Origin of the sequence: Halarsenatibacter silvermanii, assembly GCF_900103135.1 — a bacterium.
Classification (GTDB): domain Bacteria; phylum Bacillota; class Halanaerobiia; order Halanaerobiales; family Halarsenatibacteraceae; genus Halarsenatibacter; species Halarsenatibacter silvermanii.
In genome coordinates this window covers 68,915-91,490 of record NZ_FNGO01000008.1, presented here as the reverse complement: position 1 = coordinate 91,490, position 22,576 = coordinate 68,915, and the positions used below count along the sequence as shown (strand labels likewise).

At 49.0% G+C, this 22,576-nt stretch carries 25 protein-coding genes; all 25 read right to left on the bottom strand.

Translation table 11 applies throughout. The features are described 5' to 3' along the window. Positions 1–4 precede the first annotated feature (4 nt). Complete coding sequence (locus BLT15_RS05920; RefSeq protein WP_089759646.1) at positions 5–289, bottom strand: hypothetical protein; 285 nt, start codon at positions 287–289, stop codon at positions 5–7. A 19-nt stretch (positions 290–308) separates the two neighbouring features. After that, positions 309–2,171 (bottom strand): flagellar assembly protein A, encoded by a 1,863-nt coding sequence (locus BLT15_RS05915; RefSeq protein ID WP_089759644.1) that lies wholly within the window; start codon positions 2,169–2,171, stop codon positions 309–311. An 8-nt stretch (positions 2,172–2,179) separates the two neighbouring features. Beyond that, positions 2,180–2,962 carry a sigma-70 family RNA polymerase sigma factor gene (locus BLT15_RS05910; protein WP_089759642.1) on the bottom strand — a complete coding sequence of 261 codons (783 nt, stop codon included), beginning with the start codon at positions 2,960–2,962 and terminating at the stop codon, positions 2,180–2,182. Positions 2,963–2,977: 15 nt separating this feature from the next. Beyond that, positions 2,978–3,379, bottom strand: coding sequence for a hypothetical protein (locus BLT15_RS05905; RefSeq protein ID WP_089759640.1), 402 nt, complete (start codon positions 3,377–3,379; stop codon positions 2,978–2,980). After that, positions 3,380–4,048 carry a flagellar brake protein gene (locus tag BLT15_RS05900; RefSeq protein ID WP_089759638.1) on the bottom strand — a complete coding sequence of 223 codons (669 nt, stop codon included), beginning with the start codon at positions 4,046–4,048 and terminating at the stop codon, positions 3,380–3,382. Positions 4,049–4,102: 54 nt separating this feature from the next. Continuing rightward, positions 4,103–4,966, bottom strand: coding sequence for a MinD/ParA family protein (locus BLT15_RS05895; protein WP_234985522.1), 864 nt, complete (start codon positions 4,964–4,966; stop codon positions 4,103–4,105). Between the two features lie 22 nt (positions 4,967–4,988). After that, positions 4,989–6,077 carry a flagellar biosynthesis GTPase FlhF gene (flhF, locus tag BLT15_RS05890; protein ID WP_089759634.1) on the bottom strand — a complete coding sequence of 363 codons (1,089 nt, stop codon included), beginning with the start codon at positions 6,075–6,077 and terminating at the stop codon, positions 4,989–4,991. Between the two features lies 1 nt (position 6,078). Further along, positions 6,079–8,184, bottom strand: coding sequence for a flagellar biosynthesis protein FlhA (gene flhA, locus BLT15_RS05885; protein ID WP_200769705.1), 2,106 nt, complete (start codon positions 8,182–8,184; stop codon positions 6,079–6,081). A 61-nt stretch (positions 8,185–8,245) separates the two neighbouring features. Further along, on the bottom strand, positions 8,246–9,316 hold the full coding sequence (flhB, locus tag BLT15_RS05880) for a flagellar biosynthesis protein FlhB (protein ID WP_089759632.1): 1,071 nt from the start codon (positions 9,314–9,316) through the stop codon (positions 8,246–8,248). A gap of 65 nt (positions 9,317–9,381) precedes the next feature. After that, positions 9,382–10,167: a flagellar biosynthetic protein FliR gene (gene fliR, locus BLT15_RS05875; RefSeq protein WP_089759630.1), complete on the bottom strand. Its 786-nt coding sequence runs from the start codon at positions 10,165–10,167 to the stop codon at positions 9,382–9,384. A gap of 3 nt (positions 10,168–10,170) precedes the next feature. Then, a complete protein-coding gene (fliQ, locus tag BLT15_RS05870) occupies positions 10,171–10,446 on the bottom strand; it encodes a flagellar biosynthesis protein FliQ (protein WP_089759628.1) in 276 nt (91 codons plus the stop codon). Between the two features lie 15 nt (positions 10,447–10,461). Continuing rightward, positions 10,462–11,217, bottom strand: coding sequence for a flagellar type III secretion system pore protein FliP (gene fliP, locus BLT15_RS05865; protein WP_089759627.1), 756 nt, complete (start codon positions 11,215–11,217; stop codon positions 10,462–10,464). Continuing rightward, a complete protein-coding gene (locus BLT15_RS05860) occupies positions 11,210–11,572 on the bottom strand; it encodes a FliO/MopB family protein (protein ID WP_089759625.1) in 363 nt (120 codons plus the stop codon). Before BLT15_RS05860 ends, fliP begins: the two co-directional genes overlap by 8 nt. A 28-nt stretch (positions 11,573–11,600) precedes the next feature. After that, on the bottom strand, positions 11,601–12,860 hold the full coding sequence (gene fliY, locus BLT15_RS05855) for a flagellar motor switch phosphatase FliY (RefSeq protein WP_089759623.1): 1,260 nt from the start codon (positions 12,858–12,860) through the stop codon (positions 11,601–11,603). Next, on the bottom strand, positions 12,850–13,854 hold the full coding sequence (gene fliM / locus BLT15_RS05850) for a flagellar motor switch protein FliM (RefSeq protein ID WP_089759622.1): 1,005 nt from the start codon (positions 13,852–13,854) through the stop codon (positions 12,850–12,852). Before fliM ends, fliY begins: the two co-directional genes overlap by 11 nt. Positions 13,855–13,867: 13 nt before the next feature. Beyond that, positions 13,868–14,308, bottom strand: coding sequence for a flagellar basal body-associated FliL family protein (locus BLT15_RS05845; protein WP_089759620.1), 441 nt, complete (start codon positions 14,306–14,308; stop codon positions 13,868–13,870). Positions 14,309–14,336: 28 nt separating this feature from the next. Then, the gene (locus BLT15_RS05840) at positions 14,337–15,209 is read right to left on the bottom strand and encodes a flagellar motor protein MotB (protein ID WP_089759618.1); all 873 of its coding nucleotides are present in this window, start codon (positions 15,207–15,209) and stop codon (positions 14,337–14,339) included. Further along, positions 15,210–16,013 carry a motility protein A gene (locus BLT15_RS05835; protein WP_089759616.1) on the bottom strand — a complete coding sequence of 268 codons (804 nt, stop codon included), beginning with the start codon at positions 16,011–16,013 and terminating at the stop codon, positions 15,210–15,212. Between the two features lie 5 nt (positions 16,014–16,018). After that, positions 16,019–16,228 (bottom strand): flagellar FlbD family protein, encoded by a 210-nt coding sequence (locus BLT15_RS05830; RefSeq protein ID WP_089759614.1) that lies wholly within the window; start codon positions 16,226–16,228, stop codon positions 16,019–16,021. 224 nt (positions 16,229–16,452) lie between these two features. After that, positions 16,453–18,585 carry a flagellar hook-basal body complex protein gene (locus BLT15_RS05825; RefSeq protein WP_089759612.1) on the bottom strand — a complete coding sequence of 711 codons (2,133 nt, stop codon included), beginning with the start codon at positions 18,583–18,585 and terminating at the stop codon, positions 16,453–16,455. A 121-nt stretch (positions 18,586–18,706) separates the two neighbouring features. Continuing rightward, positions 18,707–19,102 carry a TIGR02530 family flagellar biosynthesis protein gene (locus tag BLT15_RS05820; protein ID WP_234985521.1) on the bottom strand — a complete coding sequence of 132 codons (396 nt, stop codon included), beginning with the start codon at positions 19,100–19,102 and terminating at the stop codon, positions 18,707–18,709. A 24-nt stretch (positions 19,103–19,126) separates the two neighbouring features. Then, positions 19,127–19,582 carry a flagellar hook capping FlgD N-terminal domain-containing protein gene (locus tag BLT15_RS05815; RefSeq protein ID WP_200769704.1) on the bottom strand — a complete coding sequence of 152 codons (456 nt, stop codon included), beginning with the start codon at positions 19,580–19,582 and terminating at the stop codon, positions 19,127–19,129. 34 nt (positions 19,583–19,616) lie between these two features. Then, complete coding sequence (locus BLT15_RS05810) at positions 19,617–21,503, bottom strand: flagellar hook-length control protein FliK (protein WP_089759610.1); 1,887 nt, start codon at positions 21,501–21,503, stop codon at positions 19,617–19,619. Between the two features lie 56 nt (positions 21,504–21,559). After that, positions 21,560–22,093 carry a magnesium transporter MgtE N-terminal domain-containing protein gene (locus tag BLT15_RS05805; RefSeq protein WP_089759608.1) on the bottom strand — a complete coding sequence of 178 codons (534 nt, stop codon included), beginning with the start codon at positions 22,091–22,093 and terminating at the stop codon, positions 21,560–21,562. 12 nt (positions 22,094–22,105) lie between these two features. Then, positions 22,106–22,567 carry a flagellar export protein FliJ gene (fliJ, locus tag BLT15_RS05800; protein ID WP_089759606.1) on the bottom strand — a complete coding sequence of 154 codons (462 nt, stop codon included), beginning with the start codon at positions 22,565–22,567 and terminating at the stop codon, positions 22,106–22,108. Between the last annotated feature and the right edge of the window lie 9 nt (positions 22,568–22,576).

Here is a 22,576-nt window from a genome sequence, read left to right as displayed (position 1 = left end):
TCAATTAAACTTTTGTATCCAGATTACCGCCCCGGCCGTCAAAACCCCGGGAATCTTCATCGTCGATCTGTCTGCTGTCATCCTGTTCCTGATTTTCATCATCTTCAATAGACTTACCATCGACTTCTTCCTCTTTGTTCACCCTTCTCTGCCTTTCAGCTCTGATCTCTTCCTGCTCCTGCCCTCTCATACCCTGCTCATGCATAAAATCGAGCTCTTCCTGCTGCATCATCTCGTTAATTTCCAGAGAAGCCTGAAGATGATTGTAAGGGTTAATATGGTGGACCATGGCTAACCACCACCTGGGGTTATAGGGGTTTTTGTCTTACCTCTCCCTCTTCTTCCACGAAAGAAGTCCTATCCTGGGTATCCTTTACGAAGCTGGAAGAATTTCCAACCGAAATATTGACCCCGGGATGCACTTTTTTTCTCACTTTAATCTTGCCCCGTCTGTTCTCGCCGGCCCGCTTTTTGAGCTCTTCCTGTCTTTCTTCCATCTCCTGTCGCGATTCCTCGAGGTCTTTTTCGGTCTTCTTCAATCTCAGCTCCATCATTCTTTTGTCCTGGGGCAGCTCACCCTTCTGTTCCTTGAGTTTTTCCAGCATATTGAGAGCTTTTTTGGTCTTGGTCAGATTCTGTTTGTTTTTTTCCAGCTTTCCTTCCAGCTCATCCAGCTTCTCTTTGAGCCCGGGATCGATCCCTACCTCTACTCTGGTATCGGTGGCCAGAGAAGAACCTATGACTCCGGCCTCAATTCCTTTGCCGGCACGGGACCGGCCGCCCACGATCAGACCTTTTCCGGATTCCTTTAAAATTATCTTCTCTGCAGCCGAAACACGGCTGTGCATTATAGCATCTCCGACTATTAAACTGCCGCCGCTTTCCACCTCTCCATTCTCGATAAATTTAATTTCCACATCTCCCCCGGCTTTTATGCTGCCTTTTCCCTTGCCTATAAAACCGTTGTTGATCTTTATACCTCCTCCGGCTTCAAGATCCGCAGCAAAAACTTTACCCTTCACTTCGATATCGTCCTCTGCCTTCACCTGAAAACCTTCCTGCACATCTCCAGCGATCACCACGCTGCCCACAAAATCCACATTGCCAACATCAAGGTTCAGATCTCCCTGAACTTTGTAGACCGGAGATACGGAAATTTTATTTCTTTTCTTCACAACCTGCCCCTCTTCTGCTGCTATCAAATTATCGTCCTCAACTCTGACATTTTTTCCAGCGGGCAGATTTACATCTTTCGGTTTCTCGGGTTCAACCACCTCTCCGGTCACCGTCTTTCCGGGCTCTCCCTCCACGGGGGGTTCGCGGCTGACCAGCACCTCCCCGGGTTCAACATTGGTGATCAGATCGCGGTCAAAAAAGTTTATCGATCCGTCCTCTCGCTCTGTTCCTATATTCTCTTTTTCAATTTCGCAGAGATAATTCAAGGATGCATCTTCGCCCGGTTCCGGTTTATCTCCTTCGGCCACTACAGTTCCACGGATTTCCTTTTTGCTGCCGGCTATCTCTTCGAGCTTATCGCTTTTAATTCCATGGACGATACCCTCTTCTTTGAGCTTCTTCTCAATCTCTTCGACGGTTATCTCCTCTCCGCCGCGGGCGGGCTCATAATCGAGCGTGACTTTCATTTTATCATTGCTAATGTCGATCTCCACCGAAGCATCCTGATCGAGTTCGGGAAGCCTGGGAGCAATTTTAACCGGCTCCTGTTCCTCCTCTTCATCGAGTTCATCCAGCAGTTCCTGAACAACCTGCCAGTCGACCTCTTTTAACCCCAGCTCTTCCACCCTTTCGCGTATATCGTAATAACCGGGCCAATCACCTTCTCCCCTGGGAGGGATCAACTGGAGCATAATCCCATCCTTGGTGAAATTTATCTCGAAATCCCCATCGACCGCGAGGTCTTCCTCCATATACTCAAGCTTCTTTTCAATCTCTTCTGTATTTGCCTCATTATTATCCAGGCTGATTCTGTAAAGATTATCCTTGCTTCCCATACCCAAAAACCCGGAGCGCTCCTCGAGGAGCTCAACCTGAACCAGATCGGGATCGACTTCTATATCCTTTTCCCACTTAGAAATTGCTTTATCCCGGGCCTCATCCTCTGATTTGGCTTCCAGCTCCAGTTCCCGGGCTATATTTTTATTTTCACCCATTTCTAAATTCAGCCCCCCAAAAATTCGTTTTCGTGACTGAGCAGGCCTCTGAGTTTCTGAACAGATTTTTTATGAAGCTGGGAGACCCGGGAGGAAGTTAAGTCCATGACCTCTGCTATCTCCTGCTGAGTCAGTCCATCCCGGTAATAAAGGCTGAGTATCAGCTGCTCTTCCTCGTCCAGCTTTTTGATGGCTTCAGCCAGCACCTCTTTTTTGCGGGCATCTCTGATATGCTCGAAAGGACTTTTATAATCCCCGGATAAAAAATCGTACATGGTGGACTCTCCCCGGGAAGAATCAAGCGAAAGCCACTGCGAGGAGTTAAGATACCTGCCGAGCTTTTTCACCCTCTCCCTTGAGAGGGAAGTTTCGCAGGCCAGTTCCTCTTCATCCGGTTCGCGACCGAGCTCCCCCTTGAGCTTTTCCCGGGCCTGCATGATTTTTTTGCAGTCCCGGCGCATGGAGTGAGGAAGCCAGTCGAGCTCTCTGAGCTGGTCTATCATAGCTCCTCTTACCCTCTGACGGGCAAAGGTGACAAATTTTACGCCTTCATCACTTTTGAATCTATCTATGGCCTGAATCAATCCGATGATACCGTAACTTTCGAGGTCTTCCAGCGAAATAAAATCCGGCAGCAGATTTTTCAGGCGCTTGGCTTCGTATTTGACCAGCGATAGATGTTTTTTTATTAAATTATTTCTCACATCGTTATCTCCGGTTTTCTCATATTTCTGCCAGGCTGAATAACTTTCCACATCACCCCGATTGATGCCGGAACGAGAATCACTCATTTACTACAACCCACCTTAAAATTCCTCCTCCTCTGTTTCCATGACCGGCGGATCAAGAGGAGAGAATTCTTCTTCGGAAGTTTCAGGCTCAGAATCTGACTCTCCGGTGCTTTCCCGGGAACTTACCTCTGATGCCTCAGGACCGGCCTGACCCTCGCTATCCTGGTCCTGATAATGTTCTGCCGCCCGGGAGGCAGAGGTTGAATCGATCTCTCCCCGGTCTTTTCCACCCTTGCTATTCTGGATGAGATAAAAAATAATCTGCAGAATGAATGTCAGCAGAAAAACCCCGAGCAAAAATCTTAATCCTCTCCACAGAATAAGAGGCAGCGGATGGAACATGACCAGGCTCAATATCGTAACCAGTATATAGGCTCCCGCTCCCAGAAGAAGAGAGATAACAAATCTCTTCAACATTTATAACAGACCCCTGCGGCGAAGTTTTCTCTGATATTCAAACATCCAGCCCATAAGCAGATCGCGAGTATCACGGTCTATGTCGATAAACTGAATTCCCAGCGGCTTTTTATCCTGTATACTGGGCTGGTTGTATTTATTTACGACTTCGGAAATGATGGACACTTCTTCAATCTCCTCGATATCGAGTTTCAATTCGAGAAAATCCCCTTCGACGACATCATAATCACGGGGGACCAGCATTTTGACTCCGCCTCCGCTGATATCCAGGGTATGCGTTTCGCTGAATTCTTCCTCTGCGGGTTCCCAGTCCTCATCAACAGCACGATACCAGACCTTCTTCCTGGCCTCGAGACGAAAGTGATCGCGTCTCTGTATTTTTACCAGGTCATCCTCCTCCGGCTTTTCCAGGCAGAGCACCGGCACGGGCTCGCTCCTTCTATTTTCAACTGTGGAAATAAATTTAAAGGCTGCTGTGTCTCCGGCAAAAAAGATCACAACTTCCAGCCCCTGACGAAGAGGAACCAGATTGCCCTCTCGATAGGGAGTCAAAATTTCGATAACTTCATCTTTGATATCCGCTACTCTGCTCTCGTAATTTCCTTTATAGGGCCCCTTTTTAACTTCCAGATCTATATCCTGATTGACATTCAAATTTTCCAGTCCCATTTAAGCGATGTCCTCCTCAAGTGACTGTACAAAAGGGTGCCTGCCGACCTGTCTTCAGTTTCCCCGGAAAAAGCCCAGCATCCGGTAAACAAATCCCTTCATCCCCCGGGACTTCTCCTTTTCAGCTCCAAAGGCCATGATCTCGGCCAGCTGAGAAAAAGCCTTGCCGGCTTTAGAATTGGGATAAATCTCCATCATGGGATTCTGCTTTTTGACCGATTTTCTGAGGGCGCTGTCATAAGGGATTAAAGTAGAATTATCCACATCGATCTCCAGATATTCCCTGATAGCATTCTCCATTCTCTCGGTAACTTTCTCCCCTTCTCTGCGGTTTTCAACCTGGTTTACAACCAGATTTAACCTGCTGGACAGCGCATAATCCGAGAGTATCTTGAGAAGGCTGTAGGCGTCCATCACCGCAGTGGGTTCCGGGGTCAGAACTACCATGATCTCATCAGCCGCCCTGATAAAATTGACCACGCCTTTGTGAGCCCCGGCCCCGATGTCCATTATGATAAAATCAAATTCATCTTCGATGGCGGCAGAAAGCTCGAGCAGCTTTTTGACCTCGTCGATCTCGATATCGATAAAATCATTGACCCCTGAAGCTCCCGGCAAAACGGTTATGCCGGAAGGCCCCTGCAAAAGAGCATCTTCGATGGAACACTTATCCTCAAGCACATGGCCGAGATGATATCTGGCAGTCATTCCCAAAACCACATCCACATTGGCCATGCCCATATCCGCATCCAGTATGAGAACATCCTTATCCAGTTTCTGCAGGGCCAGCCCCAGATTCACGGTGATATTGGTCTTGCCAACCCCTCCCTTGCCGCTGGCAATGGAAACCACGCGCGAGCGGTGGCGGGAAGATCTATCTTCCGCTTTTTCATCTTCCTCGCTGCTGTCAGGAAACATTTTGCGGAGTTTACTGGCCTGATCAAACATTGTAATCACCCAGCAGATAGGGCAGTAGATTCTCGGGATCGGCGGAATTTAAATCCTCGGGCACATCCTGTCCGTAACTGTAATAGGAATAGGGCAGGTCACACCAGAGCCTTATATTCAAAAGATCCCCATGATGAGCAGCTTCATCCAGTTTGGTGAGCAGAATCCTATCAGGATTCAGGCGGGAAAATCTTTCATAAACCTTGCTTATATTCTCCAGCTTCTGATTGAGGCTCAGCAGCAGATGGATTTCATCGAGCAGTTCTCCGTCGAGAATACCCTCTATTCTGCCCAGCTGCAGCTTGTCATCCCAGCTGCTGCCGGGGGTGTCGACGAAAACGATATCGAAGTTGCGAAAATCTCCGGCCATCGTGGAGGCAAACTCCTCTTTGCTGTAGACGACTTCCAGCGGTATATTGATTATATCGCTGTAAGTTTTCAGCTGTTCAACGGCCGCCACCCGATAGGTATCCGCTGTAACCAAGCCGACCCTCTTTTTGGGGTTTTTGGCGAAGAAAGCTGCCAGCTTGGCTATAGTGGTCGTTTTGCCCACTCCTGTAGGCCCCACCATGGCCACAGTATGGGGAGGATTTTCTATCTCGATCTCCCTCGCTTCGCCCAGCTGCTTTCTGACCGTGCTCTGCAAAATTTCCAGCTTATCCTTATTGTCCTCGCCTGAAGATACATCTTCTATTATATCACAGACAAGCTCTTTCTTCACACCTTCTTCCAGAAGGTGATTGTAAAGCTTCTGTGAATAATCATCTAGCCTGCGGACAAAATCGTCCTGCTGCCAGGATCTGTTGAGCTCATCGATCTTTCTTTTCAGCTCCTCGATATCCCGATTCGATCCTGCTTGATTTACCTGATCGTCTTCTCCGGCCGGAGCTGCTTTTTTAGCCTGCTGCTCGTTCTCTTCAACCCCGGCCAGCACTTCGATTTTTTCTTTGCCAAAAAACCCGAAAAAGCCTCCCTCTTTGAACTTGCGCGTATTGAGTATAATGGCATCAGAACCCAGTTCAGCCTTGATTTTGAAAATCGTATCCTGCATGTTTTTGCCCACATATTTTTTTACCTTCATGCTACTTCACCGTCCCGTGAATTTCTAGGTCCACATCGGACTCAAGCTCGTTAAACGATAGCACTATCAGTCTTTCCAGCGAGCGCCGGGTGAGTTCTTTGAGAGGTTTTCTGATATTCGGCGCGGTCAGCAAAATAGGATCATAGCCCAGCTCCAGAAGCTGCTGCATTTCGGAGGCAATTTTGCCGATTAAATCCTGGGCTTCCTGCGGTTTCAGGGCCAGATATTTGCCCTGATCGCTGGTATCGACAGCCTGATCGAGTTTATCCTCCAGTTCAGGATCGAGGCTGACTGCATGGAGTTTGCCGTCTCCAGCCATATACTGGCTGGTGATCTGCCGGCAAAGAGCCTGGCGAACATACTCCGTCAGAATATCCGGATCTTTGGTCCGGGGAGCATAATCAGCCAGCGTTTCCATAATCGTCAGAAGATTGTTGACAGGGATACCTTCCCGGAGAAGATTCTGCAGAACTTTCTGGATCTCACCCAGAGTCAGAAGATCAGGCAGCAGTTCATCGACGACCGCGGGGTAATCCTCCTCGAAGCTGTCCACAAGCTCTTTTACTTCCTGTCTGCCCAGAAGCTCATGAGCATTATCCTTGATAACCTCGGTCAGATGGGTGGCCATAACCGAAGGAGGATCGACCACAGTATAACCTGCCATTTCGGCCTCGTCCTTCTGATCTTCTTCAATCCAGATAGCCGGAGTTCCAAAGGCCGGTTCTTCCGCCTCAACACCTTCGAGATCATCAGAGGTCATTCCCGACTCCATGGCCAGATAATGATCCGGTTTTATCTCGAATCTGTCGATTTCGACCCCTTTTAGCTTTATCCGGTAAACTCCCGGATCCAGCTGAAGATTGTCTAGAACCCTCACCGGCGGCACAATAATGCCCAGCTCCGAAGCAGTCTGTCTTCTGATCATGGCAACTCTATCGAGAAAATCGCCCCCCTGTTCGGGCAGCACCAGCGGAATTAAATTGTAGCCGACCTCCACCTCCATGGGATCTACCTTGATGAGATCGGAAAGCTCATCCCTCTGAGGACCGCGCTCTCTTTCCGCTTCGGCCTCTTTTTCGGCCTCTGCTTCTTCCTTTTCGGCTTCGACCTCTTCGGCCATCTGCACCTGCCGCCGGACCATAAAAGCCACAGCGCCCACCAGAAAAGCCAGCACGAGAAAGGGCAGGGTGGGTAGTCCGGGCACAAATGCCAGCAAAAAGAGCACTGCGGAGGCTATCCAGAGAGCTTTGGGCTGGCCGGTCAACTGAACCGACATATCCTGGCCCATGCTGCCCTCAGCGGCCGCCCTGGTAACCACCATACCTGTGGCCGAGGATACCAGCAGGGCCGGTATCTGACTGACCAGGCCGTCTCCCACTGTCAGGAGTGTATAGGTCTGAGCAGCCTCGGCAAGGGCCATATCCTGCTGAAGAACTCCTATAACCAGTCCGCCGACAATATTTATCGAGGTGATTACTATACCTGCTATAGCATCACCTTTGACGAATTTGCTGGCACCGTCCATGGCTCCATAAAAGTCTGCTTCCTTGCGGATTTTTTCGCGCTGTCTGCGCGCTTCCTCCTCGGTGATAATCCCTGCATTGAGATCGGCATCTATGCTCATCTGCTTTCCCGGCATGGCGTCGAGAGTAAAGCGGGCTGCGACCTCGGCAACTCTTTCTGCCCCCTTGGTTATCACTATATATTGAATTACTATGATGATTAAAAAGATTATAAATCCGACGACGTAATTGCCGGCCACCACAAATGTTCCGAAACTCTCTATGACCTCTCCTGCATAAGCCTGCCCGAGTATCAGTCGGGTGGTGGAAACATTGAGACCGAGCCTGAAAAGGGTGGCAAAAAGAAGCAGCGATGGAAATACAGAAACCTCCAGAGGTTCCGTGGTATAAATGCTGACCAGTATGACAACCATGGAAAAGGTGATATTTGTGGTCAGGAGAATATCCATGAAAGCCGTAGGCATCGGAATGATGAACATAATTATTATGCCCACGACTGACAGGGCAAATAATATGTCCCCGTTCTGTGCTATGAAATTGCGCGCTTCCGGGGCCTTGCTTCCAGCTTCACTGCCGGTAGCCAATCTCCCAACCTCCTCAAATATATTTTTGATTGTTATAACATAATCTGTTGAACAGTTTTAATCAACCCTGATATTTGCCTTCTTCGCGGAAGACAAAGGCTAAAATCTCTGCCACCGCCTCGTATAGTTCTACAGGGATCTGTTCGCCTATCTCGGTGGTGGAGTTTAAAGCCCGGGCCAGCGAGGGTTTTTCTTCTATGATTATATCCAGCTCTTCTGCCTTCTCTTTGATCCTTTGAGCCAGATGTCCCTCTCCTTTGGCCACCACTATCGGGGCTTCCATTTCCTCGAGATCGAATTTGAGCGCTACAGCAACGTGAACCGGGTTGGTCACAACAACGTCGGCTTCCTCCATATCGCTCATCATCCTGTTTACGCTCATCTCCCGCTGACGCTGCTTGCGCTCCTGTTTGATCTGGGGATCTCCTTCGCGCTCTTTTCTCTCCTCTTTAACTTCCTGTTTGGTCATCTTGAGGTCCTGATAATGATCCCAGCGCTGATAGGCCAGGTCTAAAATTCCCAGAAATATCAGGAAGAGTATTATTCTGATGGCGATATGAACTATCAGATTTGCCAGCAGTGCAAGTCCCGGCTCCAGCCCCTGATGGGTCAATCTTACCAGCTGCGGCCAGCGCTGACTGATCTGACTGTAGGTTATATAGGCGATGCCGGCAGCTTTTGCCAGTGACTTGGCCAGTTCTACCAGAGTCTGAAGAGAAAAGATATTTTTCAGACCTTTGATGGGGTCGAGCTTGGAAAACTCGGGCTGGATAATCCCGAAATTCATCAGGGGACCTACCTGGATAAAACCGGCCAAACCACCGACTACCGCTGAAGCGATCATGATAGGTGCGACGAGATCGGCCACAAAAATCATGTAATCCATAACTATATTGTATCCATCGGAGGGGCTCATCACCGGTGCCTCATGCATGGTAAAGGCTTCATTCAATCTGTACTCGAGAGAATGTATGATGCTCTCCATCAGCACGTATAAAACCAGAAAACTGCCCAGCAGGGTGAAAGCCTGATTAAACTCCTGACTTTTGGCCACCTGGCCTTCCTCTCTGGCTTCCTCTTTCCGTTTCGGCGTGGGATCTTCAGTCTTTTCTCCGGGCGGTTCTTCAGGCATTTATCCTCCCCCCCACAAAATCTGCCCGCAGCAGGTTTGAATTTTTGGAGTTGAGCTATATATTTTCAGTGAAAATATTCCAGCAGACTGCTGATATTGCGGAAGACCTCATCAAAAACGTCCAGATAGTAGGCAAAGATCAAATTAGAAGCCAGAAAAAACATCAAAAAGCCGATAAATATTTTTGCCGGCAGACCGACGATAAATATATTGATCTGGGGGATCGACCGGGCTAAGAATCCAAAAATCACATCTGCGATAAATACAGTTCCTATAATAGGCAGGGCTATCATAAATGCTATGATGAAGATATCGCCGGCCTGTCGGAAAAGTATTTCCCAGGCCCGCTCTTCTACGATCAGGCGGCCGGGAGGAATGGTCTCAAAAGTCGAATACAGAGCTTCTATCAGAATCAGATGGCCGTTGATAGCCAGAAAAAGCAGCGAGGCTATGGCATTTTTCAGCTGTCCGGATAGCGGCACCGTGACCTCTGTGATCGGATCGAAAACATTTACAATCATAAAACCGAGCTTCAAATCTATGAACTGACCGGCAAGCTGAAAGGCGGAGAATACGAGCTGGACCATGAAACCTATAAATAAGCCAATGCCCAGCTCTCTGAAGATATCGCCGAGCATAATCAAAAGGTTAACAGGAACTTCGATGTCATACCGGGCGGATATCACCGGCGCTGTGGCTGTGGTCAGCAGAAAAGCAGCTGCCACCTTCATTCTTCGGGGATAGGCCGCGCTGGACAGAACCGGAGTGATCAAAAACAGGCCGGCAAACCGCAGCATCACCAGAATGAAAAGATAGGTAAAACCTGTCAGCACCTCGGTCAAATCGGTCATATTTTAAAGCATCCCCAGATACACCGGTATATTCTCGAATAATTCCTCGACAAAATCTATCATGGTAGAAAGAATCCAGGGACCGAAAAGTCCCAGAGCTATCAAAACAGCGAAAATTTTGGGCACAAAGGCCAGCGTCTGTTCCTGAATCTGAGTGGTCGCCTGCAGGATTGCCACTATAAGGCCGGTCAACAGGCCAGCTCCCAGAACCGGAGCGATCATGATCAACACTATATATAGGGCATTTTGGGTAATATCTACGACCTGTCCCGGCTCCATAATCCATACCTCCCGCTAAAAGGTTCTGATCAACGATTCTATCACCAGATACCAGCCGTCCACCAGCACAAAAAGCATTATTTTAAAGGGCAGCGAGATCATAACCGGGGGCAGCATGAGCATTCCCATCGACATGAGAATGCTGGCCACTACCATATCGATCATAACAAAGGGTATGTATATGATGAAACCGATTATAAAAGCTGTCTTCAGCTCGCTCATCACAAATGCCGGTATCAGAAGATAGGTCGGCACATCTGCCTCGCTTTCCGGCCTGTCCATTTCCGTCATCTCGTAAAATAAACTCAAGTCCTGTTCCCTGACCTGTTCGAACATAAAACCTCTGACCGGCACCAGCCCCTCTTCGATCATCTCCTCCGTACCTATTTCATCCTCGAGATAGGGAGTGACAGCCTCCTCCATGACTCCCTGCCATACGGGGGCCATGATGAAAACGGTTAAAAACAAAGCCAGACCGATCAACACCTGATTGGGCGGCATCGTTCTGGTAGCCAGGGCGTTTCTGATCATAGAAAGAACGATGATGATTCTGGTAAAGGAAGTTACCATTATCAATATGGCCGGAGCCAGCGAAAGAAAAGTAAGCAGCAGCAGGATCTGGAGTGTTAAAACCAGATCGTCCCCTTCTTCTCCTCCAGGGCTGATCTCCAGGTTGACCTCCGGTATCTCAAACTCCTGGGCCTGCAGAGCAGGTGCTGATAGAAGCAGAGCTGCGATCACCAAAAAAGTGATTATAGCTGTTTTATTCATCTTCACCACGACCGTAAAAGTTCAGCCGTTCCTTAATGCGCTCACTAAAACTTTTTTGTTCTTCAGCATCGGTCATCGAGCCGGCAGCCTTTTCCAGCTCAAAATCTTCCCGGGGCCAGGAATTTAACTTTTTAACCCCTTCCTCATAGATAACAATCAGCAGAACCTCATCCCTGGTTCTCACCAGAGTTAAATTTTTTTTAGGAGAAAGATAAAGCTGCTCAATTATCTGCATGTGCTCTCCCTGCTGCTGGCGGCGCATGAATCTGCGAAAGTATTTCTGGCCGAAAAATATAATTCCCAAAACCAGCAGAAGGTAAAAGAAAACCCTGACCAGCTCAAAACCGTAATCCATTTTATTTCCCCTTTAACTGCATCCCGGATTAAATATTGTTCAATCTCTCCTGCGGACTGACTATATCTTTAACTCTGAAACCGAAGTTTTCATCTATAACTACAACTTCGCCCTTGGCAATTAATTTGCCGTTGACCAGCAGATCAACCGTCTCTCCGGCCAGTTTATCAAGCTCGATAATCGAACCCTCACCCAGATCCAGTATCTCCTCTATTGTCATTCTGGATTTGCCCAGCCTGACGGTAACCTGGAGCGGTACATCTTTTATGAGCTCCATGTTCTGGGGGAGCGGTCTGCCCTGACCTTCCTCAAAGTCGGGGAATTCTGCTTTCTGCACCTCTTTTTGAACTTCTCTTTCCCCGGAAACTTTGCCGCTTCTGGCATCTCTGGCCTGGCCGGCAGCAGCACCTGCCGCAGAAGCAGCAGCGGCCGTTTTATCCTGCCGGGCGGCGGGTTCTTCCACCGTCTCTTTTTCGGGTACTTCCGGCTGCGCTCCTGCCATATCCTTCTCTTTCTGCGTCTCCTGTATTTTTTCCATCGCTGCCGCAGCAGCCTTTTCACTCTTGTCTGCAGATTTAGCTGTAAGGCCCATATCGTCTCCCACGAGCTCTTCTACCAGGCCGTGCACAAAATTCACCGGTGCCAGCTGTTGAAATTCGCTGTCGACGAGATCACCAATTTTTAGCTGAAATGAAGTAACCACCAGTTCTTCGTCAGCATCAAAAAATCTTTCCTGTTCAATAACATCATCGAGTTCGAGATACTGGGCTTCGGGGGGCGTGATATTTACCTTTTGATCCAGGATCTTGGAAAGAGAGGTTGAAGCTGAACCCATCATCTGGTTCATCGCCTCTCCCACAGCGCTGATATGCAGCTCCCCCAGCTCTTCGTCAGCATCTGTTCCATCTCCACCCATCATGAGATCGGCTATAATAGCCGCATCATCATGCTTTATAACCAGCAGATTATAACCTTCCAGTCCCTCCGTATACTCAACATTGACCAAAACTATCGGTCTATCATACTCTTTTCTTATATCAGAAAATTCTCTGACCTCGACCTGGGGCGAGGTGATTTCCACCTTTTTATCCATGAGCGTATAAAGCGCTGTAGCGGCAGATCCCATGGCTATATTGCCTATCTCGCCCATAACATCTTTTTCCTGATCGGTCAAAAATTCCCCGCCCTCGTCTCCATTTTCACCCTCATAATCATCATCGGAGTCATCTAATAGGGCGTCAATTTCATCCTGAGAGAGCGAATCTCCACCGCCTTCATCACTCATCATCCACATCTCCCTCCTCCTGCTCCACAACTTCCATAATCTTGAGAGCTTTATGTTTGTGCCTGGTACCGATAATGCCGCGATACTTTATATTGCTGCCGATTCTGACATCAGCCATCTCGTCGGTGATTTTGTCCATCCTGACAACATCTCCCTTTTCGAGATAGAGCAGGTCAGAGACCGTAAGCTCGGTGCTGCCCAGCTCAACCTGAAGCTCAAGCGGGGCTTTTCTCACTCTTTTTTTGAGCTTATCGAGATGCCTGGCCGTCTGCTCCTCTCTGCTGCTGGCAAACCACTGCTGAGCGCTGAGCTGAGGTACAATCGGCTCGAGCATAATATAGGGAAGGCATATGTTGATAAGACCTTCGCTCTCGCCGATCCGGGCAGAAAAAGTGATTATAATTGTCATATCATTGCTCGGTACGATCTGCGTGAATTGCGGATTTGATTCCAGTTCCCGCAGCCGGGGGTTTAGATCCAGAATGTTTTCCCAGGCTTCAGGCATAGTGCTCAAAAACCAGTTGAGGACTTTTTTGAGCACCGTCTCCTCTATATCGGTAAAACTGCGCCCTTCTTCAATGGGACGGCCGAATCCACCAAATAATCTATCTATGATCGCAAATCCTATATCAGGATTTATTTCCAGCAGAAACTGTCCGGAGAGGGGATCCAGCTCTGAAATGCCGATAATGGTCGGCTCCGGCAGCGAGCGGGTAAACTCCTCATAGGATAGCTGCTCGATGGAGGCGACTTCGAAATCGACCACTGTTCGCAGCTTGGTGGAAAGAGTTGTGGTCAGAAGCCTCATCATGTTTTCATGGATCATCTGCAGCGTCCGCATCTGCTCCTTCGAGAGCTTATCAGGACGCCTGAAATCATACTCCTTGACCGCATCTTCTTCCTCCTCTTTCATCTCATCGACATCGACATCGCCGGAGTCGAGAGCTGAAAGCAATGAGTCTATCTCTTCCTGATCCAGTACGTCAGCATCAGCCACGTAAAATCCCCCCTCACTGGACTACAAAATCAGTAAACCAGACATTCCTCACTTCGCCGTTGCGGCTAATCTCATTTAGTGCGGATTTAATGTCCTCTTTAATGCCCGGCATGCCGGGCTCCCGCAGCTCCTGATCTCCCGCATTACGCAGAACACTGATGAGCGTATCCTGAACCTGCGGCGATCTCTCCTCGAACTCCTCTATCACCTCTTCACTGCTTACCTCGACCACTATTTTGGTCTGTAGAATTTGAAATGCGCTCTCACCGGTCAGATTGACGGTGTATTCACCGAGATCATAGGTGGGCCCCAGCTCAACTTCTTCGGCTTCCTCGGCATCCTGCTGGGATAGATACCAGAGGACACCAAAGCTGGTTGCTCCTGCAATAAATACAACTAAAAATATTATTCCGAGGATCATTCCCGCGCGCTTTATTTTGCTCTGCTCTGCCATCTAAGTTTCACTCCTTAAATATTGAAAATCAAAAACCTTCAGCCTCCGGCACATCTTCAAAATCCGGAGCAGGAGATTCGTCCTCAAACTCGGGACCGGGAGGAGTTTCCATGTCATCATCGGTCTCTTCAGCTCCCGGGTCCGGCTGCTCCTCTGCGGGCTCATAAACCGGTGATTCCCGAACAAAATCAGGGTTGAGAAAAATAACTTCAACGCGGCGATTTTGAGCTCTGTTTTCGGGAGAATCGTTGGGCACCAGTGGTCTATATTCGGAATAGCCAGCTGCCGAAAACCTCTCGGAATCAAGGTTCATATCTTCGATAAAGAAGCGGGCGACCGTGGTAGCCCGGGCGGTGGAAAGTTCCCAGTTGGAAGGGAACCTGTCAGTTCTGATAGGCAGGTTATCGGTATGACCTTCCACCACTACATCATTGGGGGTTTCCTCGATCATCTCGCCGACCTCTCTTAAAACTTCTTCACCTTCCGGGCGGATCTCCGCATCTCCCAGATCAAATAGGATATCTCCAGCAAATCTAACTTCCAGCCCCCGTTCGGTCATCTCCATGGAAACTGCATCGTCCACCTGCTCCTCTTGAACATACTGTTCGATCTGGCCCATAAGCGTCTCCATCAGCCTGATGTTCATGGGAGAAAAACCCTCGCCGATGGCGCCGCCATCGAGCAGGCGCTGCGTGGCGATAGTTCTGCCGCCGGTAAAAACGCCCAGACCTTCCCTGATAGAATCGAGGGCGATTTCAAATTGTTCCTCGTCTATCGAGGACATAGAATAAAGCAGCACGAAAAAAGTGAGCAAAAGGGTCATCATATCTCCAAAGGTGGTCATCCATTCGGGAGAGCCACCTCCACCGTCATCATCGTTGGTGGAGCCTTTCCTAGCCATTTATTCCATGGCCACCTCCTCGGTGCCCGCTGCCGGCTGCGCTTCTTCTTCCTCCTCGCCTTCTGATTCAGCCAGAAAGGCACGAAGTTTTTCCTCCACAATTCTAGGGTTCTCGCCGGCCTGGATGGAAAGGATGCCCTCGATCATAACCTCTTTGAGCAGTATTTCATCCTGGCTGGTAGTTTCCAGCTTACCGGCCATAGGGATAAAAATCAGATTGGCTATCAGGGCCCCGTAAAATGTGGTGAGCAGAGCAACAGCCATGCCCTGGCCGAGTTCGGTGGGATCATCGAGATCGGCCAGCATCTGAATCAGACCGATAAGAGTTCCGATCATACCAAAAGCGGGAGAAAGCGTCCCCATCTTGCTCAGTATTCCCCGGCCTTCGCTGTGCCTTTCCTCGATGAAAGTCAATTTGGTCTCGAGAATGCTGCGCACCAGCTCGGGATCTGTGCCATCGACAACGAGCTGAATCCCCTTCTGCAGGAATTCATCATCTGCCTCCATGGCATCCTGTTCCAGCGCCAGAAGACCTTCGCGCCTGGCCTTTTCAGCCAGAGATACCAGCAGCTGGATGATCTCTTCGGAATCATACTCATTCTTGCTGAAGGCTATTCGTATCAAATCCGGAAGCTTCGCCAGCTTATCATAGGAGTAATTGATCATGGTAGCCGCCAGGGTACCGCCGCCGACGATCATGATCGATTCCAGGCTGACGAACATAAAAGCCTGTCCGCCGAGAATTATGGCGCCGCTAATTAAGGAAATTCCGGAGATTACTCCTATTATGGTGATTATATCCACAAAATTCACTCCTCACTGAGTCTGCGGGGGTGGGAGTTATGAATCTTTCTCTGATATTCGATAACTCTTTCTATGATTTCCCCGGTTTCTTCTTCCACGATTATCTTCTTTTCGGTGGTCAGGGTGATTACGGTGTCAGGGGTGGATCTGATGTTTTCGATGAGATTGGCATTGAGAATTATCGGTTCGCCACCCATTTTTGTGACCCTGATCATGCCAGAACAACCCCTTAATGATGGGCCAGGAGAGCTGAAAATAGCCCTCAAAAACCGGAAGACACATGCCCTCCCGACCTTTATTTGTTTGGTTTTCAAAATCCATCAGGCTTTGACACTTCAGAGATTCACATCTACCCTGAAGTTCCCTTCCGCATTAGCCTTTATTCCTGCACTGCTATTACTGTATTAACAGCATAACATACTTCCCGGTCAGGAATAAATTATCTGGCCAGATTAACCAGCTCCTGCAGCATCTCATCGCTGGTATCTATCGTGGAGGAGTTGCCCTGAAAGCCGCGCTGGGTTCTGATCATATCGGTGAACTCCTCGGCCATATCGACGTTGGACATCTCCAGCGTGCCGGGCGCGATGTCGCCAAAACCAGCGGCTCCGGCATGACCAAATTGAGCTTCTCCTGAGTTCTGAGAACGGCTCAGCAAATTATCTCCCTCTTTATTTAGACCTGCTGGATTATTGAAATTAGCCAGAGCAACCTGGCCCAGATCCCGGGTAAGACCGTTTGTATAGGAGCCAGAAATTATGCCGGTACCATCAATCTCGAAGGAATCGAAAAACCCATATTCGTAACCGTCTTCGGCAGAACCTTCCACATTATAATCAGCTGCAGCCTGAGTTAGACCGGAGAAATCCATTTCCACATTTAAATCATCGGCCCCTTCATTAACATTGGTTTGAGACCATTCAAAATCAGCGATACTCGTATAATCTCCCTCGTCATAATCCGTCTTATCATACTCCTGGGGATGATCAAAAGTCAGCCCTCTAAAGCCTCCGTCCTTATTGAAGTGAGTGTAAAGATTTTCTTCAATTGCCTCACCATCCAGCTCAATATCTTCATACTCAGGCTCAATATTTTTTACCTCCCAGACATTATCCTGAATATCTGAATCTGTCTGAGAGCTGACATCGAATTCCTCTCCGCTGAAGTCCAGATCGGCAAAATTATCTGTGGGTATTTCCAGCTCTTCGTGATCTATCTGATCCCAGTTGATATAGAGATCGTCGATTTCATTTTCAAGTAAATCTTCATAAAGTTCGGTTCCATTTTCTTCGCTTTCTCTGAAATATATTTTATCGTTCCCATCATTAAAACTGATATCTTCATCATAATCATCACTTATTCCAGCAGACCAAACACCTTTATTTGCTGTGGCCTGGATGTCAATACCATCATCGGTCCAGGTTACTTCATCAAAAGTCATTTCACCTGATGTTACGGTGTTATCATTAGATATTTCAGCAATATTCTCAAAATCACTTAATTCTTCTCCATCATCTGCATAAGCAGCAAGTTCTGCAGCGTCTAAATCATCTGTAGCTTTAGCTTCAGTAAGCTGTGTCCAAGTTTCTCCATCAGCACTTACTGCCACGTATTTTTCATCTTCATTTTGTAATGCATATTCGGCTTGAACATCATGGTCTTCATTAGCTGTCTGAACTTCAGTAGTTCCTTCTAAATCAGCAACGTCATATGCTACACCTTCTTCAAGAGCCTGGTCAGTTACTTCATCACCAATATCCTCGGTATCATAACTTAAATCAACTTCATGCCGCTCAAATTCGATGCCATCTTCCGCCACATGGGTCTCTCCCCGGGCATCTACGGCTTCTATATCCACGCTTTCAGACTCATCCAAATCTTCGCCTAAACTGCCCTCAAATGATATCTCATCATTGGTGTAAGTTCGAGCGAACTCAAATTGAACGGAATGGCTTTCTCCCTGCGAATCATATACATCCATGGTCACAGTTCGGCTGGGATCCTCAGTACCATCAGCCTCGCTGGCGCGGGCGTCAAGATTGCCGGAAAAACTGGCCTCAGTTGTTGCATCGCCCTCCATCTCATCATCCAGCGGGATGGAAAGATCTTCAATATTGGGCTCAGTTCTTTCGGGAATATTGCCATCTCCATCAGCCTGCCAGCCCTGAACTTTAAAGCCGTTGGTCGAACTGACCAGATCTCCATTTTCATCTACATCAAAATTTCCAGCTCTGGTATAAAACTCCTGCGCTCCATCATTGACAGCAAAATAACCGTCGCCGTCCACCGCCAGATCGGTAGAAACTCCTGTCGATTCTAAGCTTCCCTGAGTTACATCGGTATCTATGCTGGCAACATCGACACCCAGGCCTATCTGCTGGGGATTGGTTCCACCTCTGGCATCGGTGGGAGCCTGGGAGGGTTGAAGAGTCTGGCTCATCATCTCGGCAAAATTTACCGTGCTGCCCTTAAATCCCACTGTATTTACATTGGCAATATTATCTCCGATTACGTCCATTCTCTCCTGATGCGTTCTGAGTCCTGACACACCGGAGAACATAGATCTCATCATATGATATACTAACCTCCTGTGATTGTCGGCGGAAACCTGCAATCGGCAGACTTCCCGGGCCTCCTCACAGTGAGGTCCAGCCCATAACCGACATATATTTTTTCAGTTTTTGCTTTTCGCTTTACATGAGAACCGCGCTGTCGATATCGGTGAAGACATTCTCCCTGACATTGGCCTCATCTACGGCCGTGATGACAGTTTTGTTCTCCACGCTTACGATATAGGCGGTATCGTCCACCATGATCAGAGATTCCTGAGCTCCCTTATCTGCGGCCTTCTCCAGACCTTCCTGCAGCCTGTTGAGCGTGCGGGGAGTTATATTAATGCCGCGCGATTCCAGTCTCTCGCGGGCATGCCGGGAGAATTCGATATCATCTTTTTCTTCCAGCCTCTTTTCGAGAATTTCGCCAAAGTCGGCCTGACTGTCCTCTACTTCCCGCCCGGTCTGATCCTGGCGGGTGGGCTGAGCCGATCCAGGTCGCTGAATTGGCTGGTTGACCATCATTCTATCATCCACTGCTATTACCTCCCGGAATGCGGTTTATTCCACCGCCGCCTGTACTGCGCTTACTCCCGACATCGCAAATTCTTCCTCATAACCTTCCAGCTGCAGATATATTTCACCGTCTTCGCGGCTGATCCTGTTCACCTCACCGAGAACGCTTTCGCCCGATTCAGGGTGCACAGTTTCTACTTCTCTGCCTATGAGAGCAGAACCTTCAGCCAGCTCCTGACGTTCGACAAAATCTCCCATCGTGGTATTGAGATTTTCCATCTGTTCCAGTTCGCTGAACTGAGCCATCTGGGTGATAAATTCATCATTGTCCATCGGTTCAAGAGGATCCTGATTGCCCAGCTGGGTGACCAGCAGTTCCAGAAAAGCATCGCGTCCCAGCTCATCGCCTTCTACGCGGTCTATCTCGTCCGGCGCTTCCATGTCCTCCTCCGCCAGGGCAACTTCCTGGCCGGCCGGTGTTGGCACGGTTCCTTCCATCATCTTTTATTTCACCTCCTGAGAACAGGCAGACAGATTAAATCCAGGTGTACTGATACTGCTTCCACCTGAGCCATCCCCTGAGTTCTTCATCGATCTCGCCGTTCTCAAAGTCATCCAGTCTTGATATTCTGCCGGGCCATTCCGAAGAAAATTCCTCCTCGAAAGAGCCCTCTCTCTCAGAACTTCCGGAATCATCCTCCCGCTGCTGTCCGCCTTCTTCCTGGGAGAGCAGTGGGTTTTCCTCATCGCTGCCTTCCAGGGTGATCTGATTCACCTCAAAGCCCTCGCGGACCAGACTGCGATGCAGAGTTCCCAGATTATTTTCCAGCTCGCTGCGGACAGCGCTGTCCTCGACAACCAGATGAGCCAGCACTTCACCGCTTTCCACCGAGATCTCAATACCGATTTTGCCCAGATTTTCGGGCTCCAGCTGTAAAAGCATGGTGTCGCGCTCCTGGCCCTGCAGCAGTGTGAACGACTCAACTATTTGATCCACAGCGCTCTGCTGCCAGCCCGACCAGTCGGATTCGATTTCGGCAGCTGCAGTTTCAGCCCCGCCGCTCATCATCAGCTGGGCCAGTTCGTAATCTCCCAGTGCATTAAGCTGCTGTTCATCACTGGCTGTCCCGGGTATATCAGATAAATCCGCAGGATTTAATCCTTCCCGGTCCGGGTCCAGATCCAGATCAAGTTCCAGGTCAAACTCGCCGACTTCCTCCTGAGAATCGAAATTTAACAGCTCGGCGGTGAGTTCCTGCCAGTTCGCAGTCGGACGTGAATCCTCCTCGCCGAAGAGCAGATCGCGCAGCAGCTCGCTGTCGATTTCAGCTCTTCCGGATTCGGAATCATCCAATCCCCTGAGAAATTCCTTGATGTCGACCTCTTCTGACCGGTAATCCAGCTCCCGGCTCAAAACTTCTGACAGCACCTCATTCCAGAGTTCCGCCGCATGTCGGGCCGGTCTGGATTCGAGCTCTATATCAGCCGCCTCGCTATCCAGCCTGGCGATCATCTCGGATAATAGCTGCGAGCGGTTTTCCCCATCGGCATACTTCTGCCTGACCCTGTCGATGAGCTTTTCAACCTGATCATCGCTCAGATCATAATGTTCGGCAATTTTCTCCAGCAGAGGGGCCAGATCCTGATCCACCCTGAGCTGGGAAAAAGACTCCTCGGTCGATTCAGAATTCAGCAGAGCATGCATGATGTAATTTTTGTCGCTCTCTGCCAGCCCGGAAATTTCTTCGGCGTCAGCTTCTACCAGCATCATCCTGAAAAGCATATTTTCTGCCTCACCCGGCTCGAGCTCGCCGAACATTTCCACCAGCTCGGAGGTATCTACACCCTGCAGCGCTGCAGACCTCATGGCCCGCCTGATCTGACTGCGAATTTTCTCCGGATTCTGCCAGCGGTCCTCGAAGCGAAAGAGAGTTTCCTCCAGCAGAGCATCGATCTCTTCCTCCGCGAAGTTGGCGGCTGTCATAAGCTCGCCGTGAAGGGCCGGAAAACTTCCCGAGCTCGCTTCCTTCATCTCCAGAAGGCTTTCCAGATCCATCTCGCTTTCGTTGAGCAGCTCGACCAGCTCGTCAGAAAGCTCCTCCGAGGAAAAAACCAGCTTTCCCTCAGAGATTTCAATATCGATGGCATTTGTCTGAACCAGCCTCTCCAGCAGATCAAGCGGTCCTGCAAAACCGGCTCCTGCTGAAATCATCTCCTTTTCCTCCAGCAGAGCCTCCAGCTCTCCGATCTCAAAGTCAGCGGCTTCCGGATTTTTATCCTGAATCTTGCTCAGAACCTCGCTGAAATCCTCAGGGCTTTCCGATAGAGAATCGCTGCTGGCTTCGGAGTCCAGATCGCCGGCATCAGCATCGAGAGAAGCGTTGAACATCCCCTGCAAAATATTGACAGCTCCCGAACTCATTTATTCACCCCCTTCCCTTTATTTTCAGCCTGTTTTTTACACATAACATCATTCATCTATTGTAATTCTCCTGAAAGCTCCGCCGCCTGATCGGCCGGCAGATTTTCCAGAAGCTCGGCTGCATCGCGATCGTCCATGTTGGCCAGAATAGCCACGGCCAGCTCCCGATTCATAGTTTCAAAAATTTCCGCCGCCTGAGCCGCCGCCATATTGGAATAGATATTAACCAGCTGTTCCATTCTTTCCTCTCTGGTCATCTCCTCTTCCTGCATCTCCTGATAAAGCGCTTCCAGTTCTTCTTTTTCGCTGCGGACTGTTTCCAGTTCGGCCTCCAGCTCATCAAAATCATTCTGGAGGTTCTGATGCTCCTCCTGCAGCTCCGCATGCTCCTCCTGCAGAGCCTCATATTCACCCTGTAATTCAAAATACTGCTCCCCGGTGCGAACATGGTCCTCCAGCACGGGCAAACCGGTTACTATGTCTTCTGCATAGGATCTTATAGAAATTATTCCGAAAAAATTTAATGCTACTAAAGAAATCGTGGCCAGAAAAGATAATATAATAGCTATCAGTAATAATTTGCGCAGCATTCAGTTTCCCCCTTAAAGCGGAAAAACATCTTCGTCCTCATCCAGACTGCCCGTAAAATGTCGGGCCAGATCATCTATTATTTTCTGCTGGTCTTTTTGCAGCTCCTTATAATATACTTCTGATTGATTCTCTTTTAACCTTTCCATGGCCTGCTTTTTTTGCGATTTTTTCCTCAATTCCTCCCGCCGCTCATAGACTACCTCTTTCTGCTGGGAAAGATTCTCCTGAAGATTATCGATTTCCTGGCGATTATGCTTTAAATATCGGCGGGCCTGCAGTGCCATTTCAGGATCAGGATTGGATTTTTTTCTGATATGATCGTAAACTTTCTCCTGTACACAGGCCAGATTATCGACCTCATCCTCCAGCTGCCGGGCCTGCTGCCGGGCTTTTAGAAATTCAGCCTGAGCCAGCTCTTCTCTGATAGTCCTCACCTTCAAAACTTTCTTCAGATCAAAATCAAATTTTTTCAAGCAGGATCA

What these genes read in the sequence shown, in the direction of transcription:
- BLT15_RS05895 (WP_234985522.1), bottom strand. Translation starts at nt 4,966, where the DNA reads ATGTTTCCTGACAGCAGCGAGGAAGATGAAAAAGCGGAAGATAGATCT.
- BLT15_RS05810 (WP_089759610.1), bottom strand. Translation starts at nt 21,503, where the DNA reads ATGAGTTCGGGAGCTGTCAATATTTTGCAGGGGATGTTCAACGCTTCT.
- BLT15_RS05920 (WP_089759646.1), bottom strand. Translation starts at nt 289, where the DNA reads ATGGTCCACCATATTAACCCTTACAATCATCTTCAGGCTTCTCTGGAA.
- fliR (WP_089759630.1), bottom strand. Translation starts at nt 10,167, where the DNA reads ATGACCGATTTGACCGAGGTGCTGACAGGTTTTACCTATCTTTTCATT.
- BLT15_RS05805 (WP_089759608.1), bottom strand. Translation starts at nt 22,093, where the DNA reads ATGCTGCGCAAATTATTACTGATAGCTATTATATTATCTTTTCTGGCC.
- BLT15_RS05900 (WP_089759638.1), bottom strand. Translation starts at nt 4,048, where the DNA reads ATGGGACTGGAAAATTTGAATGTCAATCAGGATATAGATCTGGAAGTT.
- flhB (WP_089759632.1), bottom strand. Translation starts at nt 9,316, where the DNA reads ATGCCTGAAGAACCGCCCGGAGAAAAGACTGAAGATCCCACGCCGAAA.
- BLT15_RS05815 (WP_200769704.1), bottom strand. Translation starts at nt 19,582, where the DNA reads ATGATGGAAGGAACCGTGCCAACACCGGCCGGCCAGGAAGTTGCCCTG.
- BLT15_RS05905 (WP_089759640.1), bottom strand. Translation starts at nt 3,379, where the DNA reads ATGTTGAAGAGATTTGTTATCTCTCTTCTTCTGGGAGCGGGAGCCTAT.
- fliY (WP_089759623.1), bottom strand. Translation starts at nt 12,860, where the DNA reads ATGATGAGTGATGAAGGCGGTGGAGATTCGCTCTCTCAGGATGAAATT.
- fliQ (WP_089759628.1), bottom strand. Translation starts at nt 10,446, where the DNA reads ATGGAGCCGGGACAGGTCGTAGATATTACCCAAAATGCCCTATATATA.
- BLT15_RS05860 (WP_089759625.1), bottom strand. Translation starts at nt 11,572, where the DNA reads ATGGATTACGGTTTTGAGCTGGTCAGGGTTTTCTTTTACCTTCTGCTG.
- BLT15_RS05915 (WP_089759644.1), bottom strand. Translation starts at nt 2,171, where the DNA reads ATGGGTGAAAATAAAAATATAGCCCGGGAACTGGAGCTGGAAGCCAAA.
- BLT15_RS05840 (WP_089759618.1), bottom strand. Translation starts at nt 15,209, where the DNA reads ATGGCTAGGAAAGGCTCCACCAACGATGATGACGGTGGAGGTGGCTCT.
- BLT15_RS05910 (WP_089759642.1), bottom strand. Translation starts at nt 2,962, where the DNA reads ATGAGTGATTCTCGTTCCGGCATCAATCGGGGTGATGTGGAAAGTTAT.
- BLT15_RS05825 (WP_089759612.1), bottom strand. Translation starts at nt 18,585, where the DNA reads ATGATGAGATCTATGTTCTCCGGTGTGTCAGGACTCAGAACGCATCAG.
- fliP (WP_089759627.1), bottom strand. Translation starts at nt 11,217, where the DNA reads ATGAATAAAACAGCTATAATCACTTTTTTGGTGATCGCAGCTCTGCTT.
- BLT15_RS05830 (WP_089759614.1), bottom strand. Translation starts at nt 16,228, where the DNA reads ATGATCAGGGTCACAAAAATGGGTGGCGAACCGATAATTCTCAATGCC.
- flhF (WP_089759634.1), bottom strand. Translation starts at nt 6,077, where the DNA reads ATGAAGGTAAAAAAATATGTGGGCAAAAACATGCAGGATACGATTTTC.
- BLT15_RS05845 (WP_089759620.1), bottom strand. Translation starts at nt 14,308, where the DNA reads ATGGCAGAGCAGAGCAAAATAAAGCGCGCGGGAATGATCCTCGGAATA.